Raw genomic sequence first — 2,056 nt, forward strand, 5'->3', positions numbered from 1 at the left:
GACAAGCGGTTGCTTTAGCTCAACGTGCTTTTCAGCGCGGTGCTGAAGTCACGCTCATCGCTGCTCATCTCGAGGTTGACCCACCCGAGGGCGTGAAGGTCATAAACGTCTCAACAGCAGCCCAAATGCAGGAAGTAGTTCTATCTGCAGCATCTGATTTCGACATCGTCATTATGGCTGCTGCTGTTTCTGACTATCGCGTAGACACGGTTTCAGGCACCAAGCTCAAGAAATCTGAAAATGAAGGCAACCTTCAGCTTTCCCTCGTAGAGAACCCAGACATCCTCAAAGAACTGGTTCAAAACAAGTCTGTGGGACAGCTTATTGTTGGTTTTGCAGCAGAGACTTTATCCGGCAAAGAGCTTATTCACGTTGCTCAAGAGAAGTTAGCTCGAAAGGGTTGTGACTTCTTGGTGGTGAATCAAGTTGGATGGGAACAAGGTTTCGGAACAGAGCGTAACGATGTGACCGTTCTTTCTCCAACAGCAGGTATTCTTGTAGAGGTTTCGGGGTCAAAATTGGCCGTGGCGGACAAGGTACTCGACACGTTCGCCTAACAACACTGTCCGAACGTATTGAGAAAATAATGGGGATATGAGCGAACTTCGCCTTTTCACGTCCGAATCTGTAACTGAGGGTCATCCAGACAAAGTCTGTGACCAAATCTCTGACAGCATCCTTGATGCGCTTTTGTCTCAGGACAAGCGTTCTCGTGTTGCTGTTGAGACTCTTGTAACTACCGGACTTGTCCACGTCGCTGGTGAAGTCACCACTGACGGTTATGCAGAAATTCCTGACATCGTTCGCAACGTTGTTAAGGACATTGGTTACACATCTTCCGACATCGGTTTCGATGGTGAAAGTTGTGGCGTTTCTGTTTCTATTGGTCAGCAATCACCAGACATTGCCAATCTTGTATTTGGACAAGAAGAGCAAGGCGCTGGTGACCAAGGGATCATGTTTGGTTATGCAACTACTGAAACTCCTCAGTTGATGCCATTGCCGATTTACCTTTCTCACCGTATTGCGGAAAAGCTCACAGAAGTTCGTAAGAACGGTGACCTTGGCTACCTCCGACCTGACGGAAAAACTCAAGTAACTATTGGCTATGAAGGAATCATTCCACGCACTGTAGAAACCGTTGTTGTTTCAACTCAGCACGCGCCGCAGGAAGATGAATCGCTTGATTCATTGCGTAAGGACGTTCTCGAGGCAGTAATTAAGCCAGTCCTCTCCGAGGCAGGGTTCGATTCACAAGACACCAGGTTCATGGTCAACCCCATGGGTAAGTTTGAAATCGGTGGCCCCAAGGGAGACGCTGGTCTCACTGGTCGCAAGATCATTGTGGACACATACGGTGGTGCTAGCCGTCACGGTGGTGGTGCATTTTCCGGTAAAGACCCTTCGAAGGTTGACCGTTCTGCAGCTTATGCAATGCGCCACGTCGCAAAGAATGCTGTGGCAGCCGGCTTTGCTGAAAAGCTCGAAGTGCAGATTGCATACGCAATTGGTGTTGCTCAGCCAGTCGGTCTCTACGTCGAGACTTTCGGCACTGGCAAGGTCGATGACGAAATCATTATCAAGGCAATTCGAGACACTTTTGATTTGAGCCCTGCTGGAATTATTCGTGAACTTGATCTCCTTCGTCCGATTTATCGCCAAACAGCTGCTTATGGTCACTTTGGTCGTGAGCTTCCTGATTTCACATGGGAAAAACTGGACAAGGTAGAAGAGCTCCGTAAAAAGGCTGGCCTGTAACTATTGTCGATTCAAGCTGAGGTAGCGAGTGTTCTTTTAGATACACCGTTACCTCAGCTTGACCACGTTTTCGAATACCGAATTCCTGAAGCTCTTCAAGGCCAAATACTCGTTGGATCGAAGGTTTCTGTTCCATTGCGGGGAGGGGCTCGCTTTTCCGATGCTTATGTGACAGGAGTAAGCAATAAGCAGGATTATCCCGGAGAACTGCAATACGTCGAGAAAATCATCTCTTCCATTCCGCTTTTACAGCCTGAAACTCTGGTGCTTGCTCGCAAAGTAGCCGATCGCCAGGCAG

General features: G+C 48.5%; 2 protein-coding genes and 1 pseudogene. All 3 read left to right on the top strand.

The features are described 5' to 3' along the window. Nucleotides 1-557: phosphopantothenoylcysteine decarboxylase (locus Q0362_RS02815; RefSeq protein ID WP_298119545.1), on the top strand; the 557-nt coding region annotated here is incomplete at its 5' end. 37 nt (nucleotides 558-594) lie between these two features. Next, nucleotides 595-1,758, top strand: coding sequence for a methionine adenosyltransferase (gene metK, locus Q0362_RS02820; RefSeq protein WP_298119548.1), 1,164 nt, complete (start codon nucleotides 595-597; stop codon nucleotides 1,756-1,758). A gap of 3 nt (nucleotides 1,759-1,761) precedes the next feature. After that, nucleotides 1,762-2,056 (top strand): annotated as a pseudogene (locus Q0362_RS02825) (primosomal protein N'); the annotation flags it as partial.

This window comes from uncultured Aurantimicrobium sp. (assembly GCF_936931525.1).
Taxonomy (GTDB): Bacteria; Actinomycetota; Actinomycetes; order Actinomycetales; family Microbacteriaceae; genus Aurantimicrobium.

Coding starts and splice junctions, on each gene's coding strand:
- metK (WP_298119548.1), top strand. CDS start 595: ATGAGCGAACTTCGCCTTTTCACGTCCGAATCTGTAACTGAGGGTCAT.